The 16,696-nt window shown below is 66.4% G+C and carries 17 protein-coding genes; 6 read left to right on the top strand and 11 right to left on the bottom strand.

Annotated features, from left to right (window positions below; translation table 11 throughout):
* The first annotated feature begins 11 nt into the window (after positions 1-11).
* Complete coding sequence (locus tag ACSBP4_RS12545) at positions 12-1,112, top strand: DUF354 domain-containing protein (RefSeq protein WP_049966908.1); 1,101 nt, start codon at positions 12-14, stop codon at positions 1,110-1,112.
* 96 nt (positions 1,113-1,208) lie between these two features.
* The gene (locus ACSBP4_RS12550; RefSeq protein WP_006650375.1) at positions 1,209-1,412 is read left to right on the top strand and encodes a hypothetical protein; all 204 of its coding nucleotides are present in this window, start codon (positions 1,209-1,211) and stop codon (positions 1,410-1,412) included.
* A gap of 92 nt (positions 1,413-1,504) precedes the next feature.
* On the opposite strand, the gene ACSBP4_RS12555 is transcribed toward ACSBP4_RS12550, so the two are convergent.
* From ACSBP4_RS12555 to ACSBP4_RS12575, 5 genes are read right to left on the bottom strand one after another with little or no spacing between them, the layout of a single operon-like run.
* Positions 1,505-2,584: a glycosyltransferase family 2 protein gene (locus tag ACSBP4_RS12555; RefSeq protein WP_049905902.1), complete on the bottom strand. Its 1,080-nt coding sequence runs from the start codon at positions 2,582-2,584 to the stop codon at positions 1,505-1,507.
* Positions 2,577-4,064 carry a nucleotide sugar dehydrogenase gene (locus tag ACSBP4_RS12560; protein ID WP_435552405.1) on the bottom strand — a complete coding sequence of 496 codons (1,488 nt, stop codon included), beginning with the start codon at positions 4,062-4,064 and terminating at the stop codon, positions 2,577-2,579. Before ACSBP4_RS12560 ends, ACSBP4_RS12555 begins: the two co-directional genes overlap by 8 nt.
* Entirely contained in the window at positions 4,064-5,089 is a 1,026-nt protein-coding gene (locus ACSBP4_RS12565) for a Gfo/Idh/MocA family oxidoreductase (protein WP_435552406.1), read from the bottom strand. The genes ACSBP4_RS12560 and ACSBP4_RS12565 overlap by 1 nt, the downstream gene beginning before the upstream one ends.
* Positions 5,086-6,288, bottom strand: a complete 1,203-nt coding sequence (locus ACSBP4_RS12570; RefSeq protein WP_435552407.1) for a DegT/DnrJ/EryC1/StrS family aminotransferase — start codon at positions 6,286-6,288, stop codon at positions 5,086-5,088. Before ACSBP4_RS12570 ends, ACSBP4_RS12565 begins: the two co-directional genes overlap by 4 nt.
* Positions 6,285-6,875, bottom strand: coding sequence for an acyltransferase (locus tag ACSBP4_RS12575; protein WP_435552408.1), 591 nt, complete (start codon positions 6,873-6,875; stop codon positions 6,285-6,287). Before ACSBP4_RS12575 ends, ACSBP4_RS12570 begins: the two co-directional genes overlap by 4 nt.
* Positions 6,876-7,328: 453 nt before the next feature.
* Between ACSBP4_RS12575 and ACSBP4_RS12580 the strand changes: the two genes are divergently transcribed.
* Positions 7,329-7,865, top strand: a complete 537-nt coding sequence (locus ACSBP4_RS12580) for a DUF7344 domain-containing protein (protein ID WP_435552409.1) — start codon at positions 7,329-7,331, stop codon at positions 7,863-7,865.
* Between the two features lie 276 nt (positions 7,866-8,141).
* On the opposite strand, the gene ACSBP4_RS12585 is transcribed toward ACSBP4_RS12580, so the two are convergent.
* The 3 genes from ACSBP4_RS12585 to ACSBP4_RS12595 form a co-directional block, all read right to left on the bottom strand.
* On the bottom strand, positions 8,142-9,128 hold the full coding sequence (locus ACSBP4_RS12585) for a DUF1616 domain-containing protein (protein ID WP_049966365.1): 987 nt from the start codon (positions 9,126-9,128) through the stop codon (positions 8,142-8,144).
* Between the two features lie 257 nt (positions 9,129-9,385).
* A complete protein-coding gene (locus ACSBP4_RS12590; RefSeq protein WP_435552410.1) occupies positions 9,386-9,661 on the bottom strand; it encodes a PadR family transcriptional regulator in 276 nt (91 codons plus the stop codon).
* A 197-nt stretch (positions 9,662-9,858) separates the two neighbouring features.
* Entirely contained in the window at positions 9,859-10,212 is a 354-nt protein-coding gene (locus ACSBP4_RS12595) for a winged helix-turn-helix domain-containing protein (RefSeq protein ID WP_006179576.1), read from the bottom strand.
* A gap of 593 nt (positions 10,213-10,805) precedes the next feature.
* On the opposite strand from ACSBP4_RS12595, the gene ACSBP4_RS12600 reads away from it, so the two are divergent.
* Entirely contained in the window at positions 10,806-10,967 is a 162-nt protein-coding gene (locus ACSBP4_RS12600; RefSeq protein WP_162834899.1) for a DUF7563 family protein, read from the top strand.
* Positions 10,968-11,227: 260 nt separating this feature from the next.
* Positions 11,228-11,731, top strand: coding sequence for a DUF7344 domain-containing protein (locus tag ACSBP4_RS12605; RefSeq protein ID WP_373633828.1), 504 nt, complete (start codon positions 11,228-11,230; stop codon positions 11,729-11,731).
* Between the two features lie 117 nt (positions 11,732-11,848).
* Here ACSBP4_RS12605 and ACSBP4_RS12610 read toward each other — a convergent pair whose 3' ends face one another.
* The 3 genes from ACSBP4_RS12610 to ACSBP4_RS12620 all read right to left on the bottom strand — a co-directional run bounded on the left by ACSBP4_RS12610 (position 11,849) and on the right by ACSBP4_RS12620 (position 16,273).
* Entirely contained in the window at positions 11,849-14,170 is a 2,322-nt protein-coding gene (locus ACSBP4_RS12610; RefSeq protein WP_435552411.1) for a DUF7282 domain-containing protein, read from the bottom strand.
* A gap of 155 nt (positions 14,171-14,325) precedes the next feature.
* A complete protein-coding gene (locus ACSBP4_RS12615) occupies positions 14,326-14,820 on the bottom strand; it encodes a helix-turn-helix transcriptional regulator (RefSeq protein ID WP_006650384.1) in 495 nt (164 codons plus the stop codon).
* Between the two features lie 478 nt (positions 14,821-15,298).
* Complete coding sequence (locus tag ACSBP4_RS12620) at positions 15,299-16,273, bottom strand: NAD-dependent epimerase/dehydratase family protein (RefSeq protein ID WP_435552412.1); 975 nt, start codon at positions 16,271-16,273, stop codon at positions 15,299-15,301.
* A gap of 210 nt (positions 16,274-16,483) precedes the next feature.
* Here ACSBP4_RS12620 and ACSBP4_RS12625 point away from each other — a divergent pair, with 210 nt between their 5' ends.
* The gene (locus ACSBP4_RS12625; RefSeq protein ID WP_006650386.1) at positions 16,484-16,654 is read left to right on the top strand and encodes a hypothetical protein; all 171 of its coding nucleotides are present in this window, start codon (positions 16,484-16,486) and stop codon (positions 16,652-16,654) included.
* Positions 16,655-16,696 lie beyond the last annotated feature (42 nt).

Genomic DNA, 16,696 nt, shown 5'->3' on the forward strand with positions numbered 1-16,696 from the left:
ACCCCCCGACGATGCGGATCCTCGTCCTGGCGAACACGCCGGCACACGTTCACTTGTATCGACACGCGGTCGACCGCCTCGAGCGGGCGGGCCACGACGTCCTCGTCCTCACCCGGGAGTACGCCTGTACGACCGACCTACTCGAGTTCTTCGGGATGCCCTATCGGGTCTACGGCGGCCACGAGACGGACGGCTACTCGCGGCTCGGGTTCGCCCGCGAACTGGGCGGGCAGTTCCTGACGATCGGGCTCGAGGCGCTGCGGTTCGATCCGGACGTGATCTTCGGCCGGGGGCCCTACGCGGCCTACGCCGGCACGCTCTCGCGAGCGCCGGTCGTCCTCGTCCTCGACGACGAACCCGGCGACTTCAACCATACCGTCTCACGGCCCTTCGCCGACTGCATCATCTCGCCCGCCGTGACCCGCCGCGACCTCGGCGACGCTCACTACACGTTCGACGGCTTCAAGGAATGTGCCTATCTCCACCCGGAGGTGTTCGAACCGACCGGCGACGTCCGGGAGTACCTCGATGTCGACCCCGACGAACCCTACGTCATCGTCCGGTTCAACGCGCTCGACGCGCTCCACGATACCGACCTCGAGGGGTTCCGGCCCGAGCAGCGCCGGGACCTGATCGAGCGGCTGAGCGAGTCGGCGACGGTCTTCGTCTCCGACGAGGGCGGCGAGTTGGACCTGCGGGACCTTCCAGCGCGACCGTACGACCTCCATCCCGCCCTGATCCACGACGCGATGGCCGAGGCCGAGCTGCTGGTGGCCGACACCGGGACGATGGCGACCGAGGCCGCGCTGCTTGGGACCCCGGCGTTCCGATATCGGGGCACCGACGACCACGAGTACGGCGAGTTCCGGGCACTCGAGCGGGCCGGGCTAGCCGAACAGTTCGACGCCTACGACGCGGTCCGGGACCGCTCGCTCGAGATCCTCGCCGATGACGGGGCGAGCGACCGCTGGGAGCGCCGGCGGCGGGAGTACGTCGGCAGCCTGGTGAACCTGACCGACCTGCTGGTTGCGGTCGCGGAATCCCGGGGCTCGATCGCCCGGCTTGAGGGCGAGGCAAAGCGGGCGCTCCGCCCTCGATCGCACTCCCTGTGAGGTTCCGGACACTCGTTCAGTAATAATAATGTCGTACCGACAGTCGCGAAACACTTATGACTCGCTCTGGAATAGGAGCGATCACCACCCCGTTCTATGAGCCTCTCCACCCTCCTCGGTGACCTGTTCTCCGACGCGGAGTCGGGGACGGACGCCCCCGAACCCGCTACGGAGAGCGGGGAAGACGGGTCGGTCACCGTCCTCCACGAGTGTCGAAACTGTGGAACCAACGTCTCGGCCGAGACGAGCCGTTGTCCCGCCTGTGAGAGCCAGGAGATCGTCACCTACTCCATCGAGTAGCCCTGGCTCTCCCGGCGTCGACGACGCCGCTCGAGCCGCTGCTGTTGCTCTCGACTCCCTCTCACTCCCCTTTCTCCCTCGGCGCCGCGTCGCTACGGGTCCTGCCGTGCCGGCGCTCGATTCTCGCGGCTGACAGGCTCCGCATCGCCCTCGCGGTCGGCACACGGGCGCTCGAGGTCCTCGCTCGCCGCGGCGTCGAGTCTGATCGCGGAGCCGAGCGAGACGAGGCCGAGCATGGTGGCGACGAACGACGCGAGTCCGGCGGTGAACCCGTCCCCCTCGCGAGTCGCTCGGGCGGCCGATCCGGCTAGTCCGATCAGCCCGCCGGCCAGGCCCAGTGAGCCGACGGCGTAGTGGACGACGGCCGGGTTGAACGATCGGGCGACGTACTTGGTCTTCAGCCGCCAGCAGAAACTACGCAGCAACAGCAGGGAGACGAACCGGACGAACGGCACGTAGCGGATGCTACTCTCCTCGTCGCCGTAGACGGCCGACATGGGGACGTCCGCGACCCGGCGATCGGCGACGTTGAGGTGGGTCAGGATGTGGTTGAGAAAGCCGTACCGGTCGGTGATCGCCTCGAGGTCGAGGTCCTCGATCGTCTCCCGCGAGATGGCGGTGTAGCCGTTCTGGGGGTCCCCGATCGACCAGTAGCCCGACGCGAACTTCGAGAGGCCGGTGAGGACGGCGTTGCCGAACAGGCGGAACCGCGACATCTCCGCGCGGTCCGCGGGGCTGCGCAGCCGGTTGCCCTTCGCGTAGTCGGCCTCGCCCGTGGCGACCGGGTCGACGATCCGATCGAGGATCGCGGGGTCCATCTGGCCGTCGCCGTTCATCACGGCGACGACGTCCATCCCGTCCGCGGCGGCCCGCCGGTAGCCGGTCTTGACGGCCGCCCCGTAGCCGCGGTTTGCCTCGTGGCGGATCGGGACGACCCGGCGATCGTCGCCCCCGTCGGCCACGGCGACGGCCGGATCGGCACCCTCACTCGCCGCCCGCTCGTTGAGCCGCTCGGCGACCCGCTGAATCACGCTCCAACTCTCGTCCGGCGAGGCGTCGTCGACGGCGTAGATCCGATCGACGAAGTCGGGGACGGTCTCGATGACTCGCCCGACGAACGCCGCCTCGTCGTAGGCCGTGACGACGACGCCGATCCGCTTTCCCTTATACATCGGTTCCTCCGTCGGTCGTCGCCGGCGTCGTTTCGGCGTCGCCGCCGTTCGGGTCGCCGCTCTCACGTCGCCGACCTCGAGGCGGTCGCCCGTCGCTCGAGCCCGCGAGGTCGTACTCCCGATGGTGCGTCCCCGAGAGGTCGACCGCGTCCCGGCCGTCGACGACGACCATCGGCTCGAGGGCCTCCCACGCGATTCGGTCGAACGCGGCGTGGGGCGTGACGACCACCGCGGCGTCGAACCCCTCGCCACGTAGTTCGTCGATCTCGACGGGCCGCGCGCCGTAGTCGACCGGATCGACGAGCGGGTCGACGCCCGCGACGTCGGTCCCGAACTCGTCCAGCGCGTCGATGACTCCCAGCGCGGGCGAGGCGCGGGTCTCCTCGACGCCGGGCCGATACGTGATCCCGAGGACGACGACCGACGCGTCCGCGAGATCGATGCCGTCGCGGGCGAGTTCCCGCTCGAGGCGCTCGACGACGGTCGCGGGCATCCCGTCGTTGACCCGGCGGGCCGTCTCCGTCACGGCCATGGACTCGTCGGTCCGACCGAGCAGGAAGTGCGGGTAGTAGGGGATGCAGTGGCCGCCGACGCCCGGCCCGGGGTCGTGGAGCTGGCACATCGGCAGGTCGTTGGCGGTGTCGATCGCCTCGCGCACCGAGATCTCGAGTTCGTCCGCGAGCAGGCCGAGTTCGTTGGCCAGCCCGATGTTGACGTCGCGGTAGATCCCCTCGAAGACCTTGACCGCCTCCGCGGTCGTCGCGTCGGAGACGGGGTGGACCGCGTTCTCCGAGAGTTCGTCGTAGACGACGGTCGCGGCCCGCGTGCTCTCGGCGTCGACCCCGCCGACGACCTTGGGATACTGGCCGCGGATGTCCCGCAGGGCGGTCCCCGATGACGTCCGCTCCGGACAGAACGCCAGTCCGAACTCGTCGGGCGCGAGGCCGCTTTCGTTCGCGAGATGGGGCCGGAGGACGTCGCGGCAGGTCCCCGGCGGCAGCGTCGACTCGGCGATCACGAGATCGCCGGGGGCCAGTCCGGCCGCGATGTCGTCGGCGACCGACTCGACGGTCGTCAGGTCGGGCTCGTTCTCCGCGTCCAGCAGCGTCGGCACGATGATCACGTGGATCCGCGCCGCCGCGGCCGCCGCCTCGCCGTCGGTCGTCGCCGCGAGCCGCCCGGCCGCGACCTGCTCGGCCACCAGCTCGTCGAGGCCGGGCTCGCCGACGACGTGGCTCTCGCCGTCGACGACCGACTCGACCACGTCGGGATCGACGTCGACGCCGGTGACGTTCCCCGTCGTCTCGGCGTAAACCCCCGCCAGCGGCAGCCCCATTTTGCCCAGCCCGTAGACGGCGACGGGAACCTCGCCGTCCGTCAACCGTTCGCGCTGACGGTCCGGGGACAGCTGCGAACCGTAGAGCCCCTCGACGGTCGCCCCGGCTCCATCGTCGCGTTCGTCGTTCGATCCCGCGACCATCAGGCTTCCACCTCCCGGTCCTGGGGGAGCTCGTCGTCGGATTCGTCGGACGGCCCCGCAGCGAGCCGGTCGATCAACTGGACCGTCTCGAGGGCCGCGATCCCGTCGTCGGCGGTGACTTCCGGCACCGATCCGGTCCGGACGGCGTCGAGAAACGACTCGAGTTCGTACCGGAGCGGCTCGCCGTTGTCGACGTGGGGCCGTTCGACGACGCTCTCGTGGCGGTAGCGGGGCTGGCCGTCGTCGGCGAGGTACTCGGGGTAGGAGTCGCGATGGATCAACACCGACTGCTCGAGGTAGTCGACCTCGACGAGACACTCGCGGGCGGTGACGGTCAGTTTCCGCACCTTCTTCTGGGTGACGCGGCTCGCGGTCACGGTGGCGATGGCGTCGCCGTACTCGAGCGTCGCGGTGGCGTAGCGGCCGTTCTCGGTCCCCATCGCGGCGACCGATCGGGGCCGTTCGCCAAGCAGCGCGCCGACGATGTCGACGTCGTGGACCATCAGATCGAAGACGACGTTGTCCGTCGCCGTCCGGTCGATCGGTGGCCCGAGCCGCTCGGCCTCGACGCTGATCACGTCCAGATCGTCGATCAGGTCCGAAAGCGTCCGGACGGCCGGGTTGAACCGCTCGATGTGGCCCACCTGGAGGACCAGCCCGGCCTCGCGAGCCTGCTCGGCGAGGCGCTGGCCCTGCTCGACGGTCTCGGCGATCGGCTTCTCGACGAGGACGTCGACCCCGGCCTCGAGACACGTCGAGACCGTCTCGTAATGCACGTGGGTCGGCACCGCCACCGTCACGGCGTCACAGCGCTCGCAAAGCGTCTCGAGGTCGACCGCCTCCGTTCCGTACTCGGCGGCGACGCGGCGGGCGACCTCGTCGTCGTGATCGGTGACGCCGGCCAGTTCGACGCCCGGGAGTTCGTCGTAGACCCGTGCGTGGTTCTCGCCCATGGAGCCGACGCCGACGACGCCGGCGCGGAGCTGTTCCTCGGTCGTCGCGTTCGCTCGATCGTCTGTACTCATTGGGTCGTGAAATGGTCGCGGACTGCTTCGACGACGGTCCGCCTGTCGCGTTCCGAGAGGGTCGGGTGGACGGGCAGGGACAGCACCTCGTCGGCCGCCCGTTCGGCCACCGGGAACTTGGCCGCGGCCGAACTCACCGTCTCGTAGGCCGGCTGGCGGTGGATCGGCGTCTCGTAATAGATCCCCGTTCCCACGTCGCGGTCCTCGAGGGTCGCCGCGAGGGCGTCCCGGTCGTGGGTCCGGACGGTGTACTGGTGGTAGACGTGGCGGTAGCCGGCCGGCTCCGTCGGCGTTTCGACCGGCAGCTCGGCCAGTGCCTCGTCGTAGACGGCGGCGTTCTCGCGGCGCGCTCGATTGCGTTCGGCGAGCCGATCGAGTTGCGCGCGGCCGATCGCCGCCTCGAGGCTGGTCATCCGGTAGTTGTGTCCCAGTTCGACGTGATCGTAGCCACCGGTCCCACCGACGTCGCGCCCGTGGTTGACGTAGCTCGCGGCGCGCTCGGCGACGTCGTCGCGGTCGGTGACGATCATCCCGCCTTCGGCAGTGGTCATGTTCTTGGTGGGATAAAACGAGAAGCAGGCGGCGTCGCCGAAGCCGCCGACTCGGGTGCCATCGACGGCCGCGCCGTGGGCCTGACAGGCGTCCTCGAGGACGAACAGGTCGTGGTCGTTAGCGATCTCACAGAGAGCCGCCATGTCGGCGGGCAGCCCGTAGAGGTGGACCGGCAGGAGGCCAACGACGTCGTCGCGCTCCCGGAGGACGCGCCGCACGTCGGCCGGGTCCAGCGTGTACGTCTCGGGATCGATGTCGGCGAAGACCGGTTTGCCGCCGGCCAACCGGACGGCGTTTGCACTCGCGACGAAGGAAAACGGCGAGGTGATCACCGCCTCGCCATCCGCGAGACCGATCGCCTCGAGGGCGGCGTGCAGCGCGGTCGTGCCGTTCGAGGTCGCGACTCCGGCATCGGTCCCACAGTAGGCGGCGAACTCGTCCTCGAAGGCCCTGACCTCCGGTCCGTCGGCGAGGCGGCCGTCCGCGAGGAGCGACTCGACCCGCTCGAGGGCCGCCTCACTCAGTTCCGGATCGGCGATCGGGACGGGGCCGGCACCGGGGTCGACCTCGGTTGCCGCGGTCTCGTCCGACCCGGCCGTTCCCTCGAGGCCGCCGTCGGGCTCGGCGTTCGTTTCGGTGTCGGTCATGCGAGCCGGTTCTCCCCCTCGAGCGGGTCCGGTAGCGGTCGCACCGTCGCCGGCGATCCGACGGCCAGTCGCCCGGCCGGTACGTCCTCCGTGACGACGGCCCCGGCCGCGACGAAGGCGTTCTCGCCGATCGTCACGCCGGGCAGGACGGTCGCGTTCGCGCCGACCGACGCGCCGTCCTCGATCGTCGGCCCCTCGAGCCCGTCGTCGGTCCGGATCGGGTACTCGTCGTTGGTGAGGACGGCACCCGGCCCGACGAAGACGTTGGAGCCGATCGTCGTCTCGGTCGGGACGTAGACGTTCGTCTGGAGGCTGACGTGGGAGCCGATCGTCGTCTCGCCGTCGATGACGGTCTTGGTCCCGACGAGGACGTCGTCGCCGATCGTCGTCCCCTCGCGGACCAGCACGTCGTGGCCCGTCGCGAACCCGTCGCCGACCCGAACGTCGCCGTAGACGATCGAGCCGGCCCTGATCGTCGCGTCGTCGCCGAGCCGGGTCGGCTCGTCGAACTCGCCGTAGCCGACCGTCGCGTCGTCGTCGATCGTACAGCTGTCGCCGCGGACGACCTCGCGTACCGTCTCGCTCATCGTCCACCTCGAGTGCGGTCGGGCGCGGGCCGACGCTCGCTTGTGCGAGCGCGGTCACGCGCGGTCCGCGTTCGAGCCGCCGTTCGTCGTCGGTCGTGTAGTCGTTCCATAGTGAATCGATACCCGCGTGGGCAGTCGTGCTGACACACCCGGTAACGAGGCTTTGTTATCCCTGCCTTGAGCGGCCCGTAGCCGGGAACTACAGCGTCGCTGTCGGTCGCTTCCGTCGCTCGCTGGGGCTGCCGTCGTGACCGTGATCCGAGGGTACGGCCTCCGCTGAATCGACGAAACGTCGGTATTAGCGTCTGTCACGGACGCTAACTGGTATAATTCGCTTTCGGACGGGTAGCCCGGCGATAGTAAAGTGTCAATCGCTGTCACTCGAGGCTGTGAGCTATCCGAATACACCCGTCGGATCGGAACGGGACCCACTGGGACACGACGAGGGCACACATGGCTGAGAGCAACCTCACGCAGGCCGAACTGTTCGACGTCTTCAGCAACGCACGCAGACGACACGCAGTCCAGTATCTCAAACGCACCGGCGGCGCCTGCGACCTCGCACCGCTCGTCGAACAGGTCGCCGCCTGGGAGAACGATACCGACCCCGACGACGTCACCCGGACCCAGCGCCGCCGGGTCTACATCTCGCTGTATCAGACCCACCTCCCCATGCTCGAGGACCACGGTATCGTCGACTGGGATCCCGACGGCCACCGGATCGAACTGCTGCCAAGCGAAGAACGGTTCGACCCGTATCTGGATCGCCACCTCGAGGACGAGCGGCCGTGGCAGTACTGCTACGGGGCCGTGACGGCCGTCGGCGCGATCGGCATCGTCCTGTCGGCACTCGCCGTCGGCCCGCTGACGACGGCCGTCGCGCCGGTCGTCGCGGCGGGGCTCTGTCTCGTCGTTCTCGCGCTCGCAGCGGCACAGCACGTGTCACACCGGTCCGATCTCCGCCGTTCGATCGGGTTGGCGGGCCGGTAATTCGGCCGCCGTGTCTCCAGTCGCAGCCCGAACGCGATCGCTCCTCACCGGAGTAACTCCTCTCGGCTCCCGCGCCACTGATACGATTCACACACCGATCACGAGGTCGTCGTGTAATCTGGTGGACAGTGATTCAGTGGCGACGGGATCGGTCGACGAGCCGTCCAACGCGAACAGTTCCGCCCGTCGTGAGCGATCGCATCCCTGGGCACGGCTTCCCAGCTCCGATCTCACGGTAGCAACAGTGGGTTGAGACGGGCTCGAGCGAGGGCCGAGTTATCCGCCGGTGACCGTCACCCAGAAGTGCGTACTCTCGGCCGCGTTTTCGTTCGTCGGCGTCGACGGTGGGTCGTCCTCGTAGAGCAACACGCTGATCCGAACCGTCTCACCGGCGTCTGCCGTCGGCGCGATCGCTCGCTCGCCGCTTTCCGTCTCCCCCGCCGGGACGGTCGTCTCGATCCGCCGTAGCTCCGTCCGCTCGACGACCTCACCGTCCTCGAGGACCTGTTGTTGGACGACCGCCGTGTACGTCCGGTCCTCGCCCTCCCGGTTCTCGATCTCGACGACGACCGGGACCGACTCGCCCGCCTCGACCTCGCTCGGGAGATCCGCCACGATCTCCCCGTCCGCGGTTTCGTTGTACAGCGCGAGTTCGGTGAAGCCGCCGCCCGAGACGGGAAACAGGAAACCGACGAGCAACGCACCGACGGCCGTTCCGATCGCCACGACCAACACCACCGTCGACACCGTCGCCGCTGCCCGGCCGTTCCGACGGAGCCGCTCGAGGCCGGCCAACGGCGACACGGTAAACCGCTGTGGTGCCGGCGTCCGAAGCCGTCGAACCACGCCGAGTTGGGCCAGGCAGACGGCGATGCCGGCCAGCCCCACCGCCACGGAGGTCGTGGTCAACCCCCACGACGTGACCGCCAACACCAGCACGACAAGCGGCGCGATCGTCAGCGACAGGACGAACGCCAGCCCGAGCCGTTCTATGGCATCGATCCCGCGGGGGCGAGCGTCGGCGGCCGTCGCCGCCGTCTCGCGGTCCTCGCGCTTGTCGGCCGGGAACAGAACCGCTCCCAGCCCGTAGCCCGGCAGGAACAGGGCGAGCGGCAGCGTCGCCAGTAGTCGAAGGCCCTCGTTCCCGCTTTCGCCCGTTACGAGCAGGTACGCGACGACCGCGCCGATCGAGACGGCGGCGAGATCGAACGGGTAGCGGCGAACGAACCCGAACCGCGTCCAGCTACTCGTTCGATGACTCATCGGTCCACCGCCGTCGGCGCGTTCGGTCTCCGTTCGGACGATCCGGATGCCATGCTCCTCCGATCGGTATACGCTGTCGTTCTTTGTTATGACCGTATTATCGAAGAAAATGTGTGCCGTACAACGCGGATCGAGGCCGCTACTGGCCGTCCTCGAGCGATCGGCCTGTCCATGTGCAGTCGGTGTCGGGTACACGGCGGTCGGCGACCACGAACGACGGGCGACGGCCGCGGACCGACGATCGGATTGGCGGCCGTTCAGAAATCGACGTACTGCGATTCCCACTCCCGACGCTCTTGGATCTGCTCTCGACCGGCCTCGGTGATCGCATAATAGTTCGTTCGTCTGTCGAGCTGTCCCTTCTCGACCAACTCCTTGTTGACGAGCGTGTCCAGGTTCGGATACAGCCGCCCGTGATTGATCTCCGAACTGTAGTACTTCTCGACTTCGTCCTTGACGGTCTGGCCCGACGGACGGTCGGCACCTGCGATCACGTACAGCAGGTCGCGCTGGAAGCCGGTCAGATCGTGCATTGCTCAATCACACTGACCGTTCCAGTGAACGGATATTTGTTATCCGTATCATACAGCCACCGTTCTCCGACTTCACCCCGTATTACCGGCAGAAACGATAGTATCACTTAACTATCAATCGCTCCTGATGGTGTGTTCGACCGACCGCTCGCACCCACGCTCGCTCGAGTCGGTCGGTCCCGATCGCGGCCGCGGCGTCACTCTCGGTCCGACAGGTCCGGCTCGTTCGGTTCCGAAACCGCGACCTCGATCCCGTCGGCGTCGATCCGAACCCGAAGGCTGTCGACGGTCGCCTCGTAGGCGGTGGTATGGGAGCCGTCGTCCTCGAACCGCACACACTCCGCGATGAGGTCGCTCTCGAGGAGGTTGTTGATCCGGCGATAGACGGTCGCCGACGAGCTGTCGGTCCGCTCGGTCAGTTCCTTGGCCGTCTTCGGCCCCTCGCTGGTCGCGACGAGGATCGTCCGGGCACAGTCGTCCCCGAGGACGTCCAGCTGGGTCGCAGGGTTGGTCGTCGATTCAGTTCGCGTGTCACTTGCTTGTGTTGACATAGTGGGAGTCACCGAATGGGATGGATCTGGTCCGTTCGCTCTTCGTGAGAGGTGGCGATTCGAGAGAGGTCACAGGGGGGCAGCCACTGTCGGGGGGTCCACCGATACATTCCGGCACGAGGATCGGTAAGCCATAGTGGTATTTTATAACGATGTACCTTATGCGCGTTTGGCACGTCCTTCGACAACGTAAGATCGTATTTCGGCCCGGAAACGACTTGTTTCGAGCGGCGACCGGCCGGCACAATCTCTCGTTTGAAAGCCGACACAGCGCCAAGACGACTGAATTCGGGTTGAGGTCGGTCGACCGGATAGTTCCGGAACGGCGAATTTGAGCCGCTGCAGCCGTTTTGGCGGGCAGCAATCGGCTATTTCCCGCGTTCGGGGGTCGCGTCATCGGTGAACGGTCGGCGTCCTTTATTCTCGTTTGCCCCCCTCGATACGATGATGCCCGGACGGGTATCGCGGGACATCGGCGGTGTTACCGTTGCTTTCGGTCCGGCCCGAACTCGGTTCCGCACGACGGTCCCACGCCCGTCCGAGTACACCCCCCCCCACCACCCATGAACGCCCACAAACACGACTGGAAGCCCATGGAATCGTCGACAGCCGGCGCTCGCTGTCGAAACTGCGGGACACACGTCACACAGCAGTTCGCTCGCGTCTTCGGCGATAACGGCGACGTCGTCCACGGCTGTCCGTCCTGTACGACCTATCGCGAGATGCAGTCCGGCGGCCACCTCCCTGGCGACTGACCCTGGCTGGTCCGAGTCGACCGACGACACTGACAGCCGTTTCAGCTTCTCCGAGACGAACCGCTGACCGCCAGCGTCGGCCGACGCGATCCACTGTTGTACCCGCTCCCTACCCCGGCACCCGATCCTCGCCGGCTCGCGGCTCTGGCCGGCGACCCCCGTAACCTGCAAAAGTTAAAGTCGCTGGTGTCGGAACTAGCGGGATATGGTCACTGGTGGTGGATCGCCCCTCGAGAATCGGCTCCCCTTCTCCCTGATCGATGTCAGTTCAAACGAACCGAGCTGACCCGTTGGCGGAGAGCGAAGTGTTTCACATCCTCGGCAACGACAGGCGACGAGCGATCGTCCAGTTGCTCGCCGAGGACGGCGGACAGATCGACGTCTCCGATGTCGCGACCGAAATCGCCGCGACCGAATCCGACACGACCCCGGTCCCGAACAACCTCTACAAGAGCGTCTACGTCTCCCTCCAACAGACCCATCTCCCCCAACTCGAGGAAGACGACGTGATCGAGTACGACTCCGACGCGAAGACGATCCAGCCCGGCCGGCACTTCGCCGAGGTCCTGCAGTACGTCGACGGTCACGCCGACGACCACTCTCGAGTCCTGCAGTTACACCTCGGCTGTTGTCTCCTCGGGCTCGCGATCATCGCGCTGGTCGGGCTCGGCCTTCCGGTGGTTTCGGCCCTCGATCCGGTCCTCTCGAGCGTGCTGGTGTTGCTCGTCGTCGGCGCGAGCAGTCTCTATCAACTGCTCGCCTGAGGACGATTGACGCCGCTCTCCGGTTCGAGTACTGTCACAGGCGACCGCCCTGACCGGCCGGTCACTCGAGCCGTCGGTTCAAAATGAGAAAGCGCGCTGTCCGTTGGGGAACTCTCCTTACGCGCCGACGAGTGCGGTTTCTTCGTCGGTGTCGTTCTCGAGACCGTCGTCGGTCCCGTTGTCCGCAGTTTCGTTGTCGACGGTGTCGTTCTCGAGACCGTCGTCGGTCCCGTTGTCCGCAGTTTCGTTGTCGACGGTGTCGTTCTCGAGGCCGTCGTCGCCATCCTCGAGTTCGGTGTCGTCGGTCGCCTCGGTCAGCTCGAGGGTCGCGACTTCACCGGCCTCATCGGTCAGAATCATGTGGATGTAATCGCCGGCCGCGAGGTCGCTCGTGTCGACCTCGAACTCGACGTCGTCGCTCTCGTCGCCCTCGAGCGTGACGTTCTGCTCGTCGACGAGGTCACCGTCGAGACGGAACTGTGCCGTCTCGGTGCGTTCCTCGTCGCTCGGGTTCTCGATCGTCGCCGTCACGGTGATCGTCTCACCGACTTCGGCGCTCGCGGGCGCATCGAGGTTGCTGACCTCGAAGGACTCCGCCGGTTCCGTCTCGTTGTCTATCGGCTCCTCTTCGGTTTCGTTGTCGGTCGGCTCGTCCTCGATCGGCTCGAGGCCGTCGTCAGTTTCGTTGTCCTCGGTTTCGTTGTCCTCAGTCGGCTCGTCTTCGATCGGCTCAAGGCCGTCGTCAGTTTCGTTGTCCTCGGTTTCGTTGTCCTCAGTCGGCTCGTCCTCGATCGGCTCGAGGCCGTCGTCGGTTTCGTTGTCCTCGGTTTCGTTATCGACCGGTTCGTCCTCGATCGGCTCGAGGTCGTCGTCGGTTTCGTTGTCCTCAGTCGGTTCCTCTTCGACCGGTTCCTCGTCCTCAACCGGTTCTTCCTCGACGGGCTGTTCGTCCATGCCGCCGAGGTTGACGTACACGGTGGCCTCTTCGATGGTCACCTGGATCTGGTCGCCCTGCTGGTCACCATCGTCCGCGACGGCCCCATCGTCACCGTTATCGACACCGTCCGCAGCGTCGTCGGTGCCGGCTTCGGTGTCGTCAGTCTCGGTGTCGAGATCATCGTCGGCTCCGTCGCCCTGCGAGGGGGCTTCGGACGCGCTCTGGATCTCGATGTTCTCGACGTCGACGATGATCGTCACCTGCTCGAGGGAGATGTCGCCGTCACCGAGCAGTCCGGCGACGTCCGCAACAGTTCCGTCGTCCGTCGCGTCCGACTCGGTTTCGTCGTCGACGCCGTCATCGGTCTCGAGAGCGTCGTCGTCAGTGTCCGTCTCGTTTTCGTCGACGGTCGCTCCGTCGTCGGCCTGCTCGTCTCCGGCGTCCGTCTCGCCGTTCATCTCGAGACCGTCACCGTTCTCGCTGACGATGACGGTGAGCTGTTCGATCACGACGTTGATCGTTAGCCCGTCGTCCATCGCCGGTTCGTCTACGACGTCCTCGTCTTCGTCAGCCGGTTCATCGACGACGGTTTCGTTATCTTCTTCGGCTGGTTCGTCGTCAACGACGGTTTCGTTATCTTCTTCGGCTGGTTCGTCGTCAACGACGGTTTCGTTATCCTCTTCGACCGGTTCATCGTCGACGACAGTTTCGTTGTCCTCTTCGACCGGTTCGCCATCGCCGACGGTTTCGTTGTCCTCTTCGACCGGTTCATCGTCGACGACAGTTTCGTTGTCCTCTTCGACCGGTTCGTCGTCGACGACGGTTTCGTTGTCCTCTTCAGCCGGTTCCTCGGCAACGGGCTCCTCGTCGGCCGCGCCGACGGAGACCACTGCGTCGTCGGTCACCGGCTCGTCGTCGGCCGTGAGGTACGGCCCGTCGGCCGCACCCTCACTCTCGACGAAATCGTATCCCTCGTTGTCGTTCGTATCCCGATGCGGCATCGCGATCAGGGTCTCGTCCTCCTCGAGCGGTTCGTCGAGGGTGACTTCGACCTGTTCGTGGGTCCCCGCCTCGAGATACGCGGAGGTGCCGATGACGCTCTCGAAGACGTCTCCGACCAGCAGGCTGCTGTCGTGGATCGTCACGAAGCCGCCGCTCGCGAGCGTGACGTTCTCGACCACGACCGTCTGCCCGTCGGTCTCCTGGTCTTCAAACGTCACGTACGCGGACTGTTGGCCGGCCGCGTCTTCCTCGAGGCCGGTTTCGTTGTCCGCCATCTCTCCATCGTCGTCACCGACTGCCGTCTCGTCTTCGTCGGCAACTGTCTCGTCTGTCGTTGATTCGTCGCCATCTGTCTCGTTCGCCGAGTCGTATTCGCCGTCGCTGGCAGTGTCACCCGAATCGACGGCCCCAGAGCCCGAAGCTGCTGTGACCATCGCCCCGCCGGAGCAAACTACCATCAGCGCGGTGAGTACGACCAGTACCTGTTTGCGTGCGTTCATGGTTGCCGTAATGGCATCCGTCACGTCGTGGCTTCGGCGGATAAACCGGCAGAACCATTACGCTGAGAAATCGGAAACTACGGCCCAACAGTGGCGAATTCAGTCTCTCGTTCTGATTCCGAAATCAACGATTGCTGATAGGAACGGTGGCCGCGCTAGTCATCGCCGGCCTGTTCGGGCGATTTCGACGCGGTCGGTTCGTGTCCGGGAAGACAAACGAGGTTCTCCCGACCGAGGCGCAGTTTCGTGATCTGGCCGTCCTCCTCGAGATCGGCGAGCAGCCGACTGACCTTCGCTTTCGACCAGTCGACGGAGTCGACGATGTTCGATTGCTTCATTCGACCCCCATTGTCCCGGAGCAACTGTCGGACCCGCTCTCGGTCGGTGACGAACTCCTCCCGATCGGGCTCCGTCTCGTGACCGGTCTCTGGACCGTCGTATCGGTTCCGAGCGACGAGTACGCCACCGAGCAGTGCGAGTGCAACCATCCCGACGAGAGCCGCAAGGTGTGCGTTTCCCTCTAGTTGGAGCGGTTCAGCGGCTCGCGAAACCTCGGGTCGGAACCCGAACCCGACCGTCGTCGCAACCGCCCCGTTGGTCGACGATTCGAACGCATCGACGACCGCGGACGCCCGTCGTCGGATAGTCATGCCCCCCGAGATGCTGTATTTCGATGGTTCATGTCCGATACCCTCGTGACCGTCTCACAAGTCGTTTTTTATAACCCATATGCTGTTAGTCGCGTCGGTGTCTCTCATGTCGACCGAACGGTCCGTGCGTTCGACCGGTTCCGGTCGGACGTCTCATCGGTGATCGGCTTCTCCCGGTGGCTGGCGGGCGTCAGTCCTGTCGGTGCCGGGTTCCGGTTGACACTCCCTAGTCATGATATGGCCACTCGTTGCTCGACGGGAGGAATAAACCGGCCCGGACGTTTCGATCGGTTAGCCCGGATTCGCTCCGGATTCAGACGGTAATCCGATACTGGCGTGACTCTCCGTGGAACGAACACGGTCGGTAGTCACTCGAGATCGCCGGCAAGACGACGCCACATCGGTCAGTTCGGACGGCCGCGTTCTCCCGCGAGCGGCCCGTCGATGGCATCGCCAGGGAGAGCTATCGAACACCGGGTCACTCGCCGGGTAGTTCGACCGCCTTCTCGGGATCTCCGCGGGTCGGGACGCCCGTATCGCGTTCGACCAGCGATCGGATCCCCGACTCGAGGCCCACTCGTGCCTCGAACCCGAGTTCGCGGGCTGTTTTCGTGGTGTCGGCACCGCTGTGTCTGATATCGCCGGGGCGGGGCTCGCGGTGGACGATCGACGAGGACGAGCCGGTGGCGTCCCGAACGGTTTCGGCGAGTTCCCGGATCGTCGTCCGCTCGCCCGTGCCGATATTGTAGGCCTCGCCGACGGCGTCGGTTACAGCCGCTCGCAGGTTCGCGCGAACGATGTCGCTGACGTGGACGAAATCGCGGCTCTGCTGGCCGTCGCCCTCGATCGTAATCGGCTCGTCGGCGCGGGCCTGCTCGAGGAACGTCGAAATGACGCCGCTGTAAGGGCCCTGCTGGCGCGGCCCGTAGACGTTGAAGTACCGCAGGGCGACGGTCGGGAGGTCGTACAGCTCCGCGTAGAGGCGGGCGTACTCGTCGAGCGCGAGTTTCTGGACGCCATAGGGAGAAGTCGGATCGGTCGGTGCCGCCTCCGAGACGGGCAACTCCGCTGGGTGGCCGTACACCGCGGCGCTCGAGGCGACGACGACCCGCGCGTCCTCCTGGCGAGCCTGCTCTAAGACCAGCAGTCCGGCCTCGAGGTTCGTCCGGTTGCTCTGTCGGGGGTTATCGACGCTCTGGGTGACGCTAACGACGGCGGCGTGGTGGAAGATGACGTCGACGCCGCGGGCGGCCTCCTGTAGGGCGATCGGATCCCCCACGTCGCCCACGATCACCGTCGCGTCGTCGGGCAGGTGGGCCGGATCGCCGGTCGAGAAGTCGTCGAGGACTCGTACCTCGTTGTGTGGCACCAGAGCGTCGACGAGGTGGCTGCCGATGAAGCCGGCACCGCCGGTCACGAGTACCGTGCTGTCGCGGATCGCTGGGGAGTCCATCCCCTGAAGCGACCGGATCCTCGCTGTTTAGTATCGCGCTCGTACCCCTGCCGATTCGGCGACCGCTCGAGCGGAAGGCAGTGCTTACGGGACCCGATCGATGGTTTCCGTGGACGATCTGCCGGCACTCGAGCGGAGACACAGCGCGGTTCCGGCAGAAGAAGTGACGGATGGGATACACTTTTGGCCAACAGGTACCTCGGTTCGGGTATGCTCCGAACTGCCCTGTCGCGGCTCCGCGAGTGGATCGCCGTCGACGACCCCGAAGAGCGCATCGAGGGGTCGGGCGAGGCGATCGTCTCGCCCCAGCACAGGCGATGCCGGGACGCCGAACAGGCGCTCGAGGAACTGCCCGACGACGCCCGGGACGAAAACCGCTAACTCGACCGCTCAGTCGCTCCGACTCGACGACCCGTTTGGGGA

Origin of the sequence: Natrinema sp. CGMCC1.2065 (assembly GCF_051225675.1) — an archaeon.
GTDB lineage: Archaea > Halobacteriota > Halobacteria > Halobacteriales > Natrialbaceae > Natrinema > Natrinema thermotolerans.